The 400-nt window shown below is 45.5% G+C and carries 1 protein-coding gene; it reads left to right on the top strand.

The genetic code is table 11. The features are described 5' to 3' along the window. The coding region (locus EOD40_RS17840; protein ID WP_196781473.1) for a SprB repeat-containing protein at nt 1-400 on the top strand (400 nt) is incomplete at both ends.

Below are 400 nucleotides of genomic sequence, written 5' to 3'. Positions count from 1 at the left end.
GAACTACCGGAGCAATTAACCTTACTCCAACTGGAGGAACAGGCCCTTATACCTTTAACTGGGGCGGTGGTATAACTACCGAAGACAGAACAGGACTTGCAGCTGGAAGCTATTCGGTAACAATTACTGATGCTAATGGATGTACTGGAACTGTATCAGGAATTACATTGACTCAACCGGCAGCAGCCGTAAGCGGAACAACCGTTGTTACGAATGTTGCTTGTAATGGTGGGACTACCGGAGCAATTAACCTTACTCCAACTGGAGGTACAGGACCATATACCTTTAACTGGGGTGGTGGTATAACTACCGAAGACAGAACAGGACTTGCAGCTGGAAGCTATTCGGTAACAATTACCGATGCTAATGGATGTACTGGAACTGTATCAGGAATTACATT

Origin of the sequence: Flavobacterium sufflavum, from assembly GCF_004016525.1 — a bacterium.
In the GTDB taxonomy this organism is placed as follows: domain Bacteria; phylum Bacteroidota; class Bacteroidia; order Flavobacteriales; family Flavobacteriaceae; genus Flavobacterium; species Flavobacterium sufflavum.
This window is presented reverse-complemented; position numbering and strand designations above follow the sequence as displayed.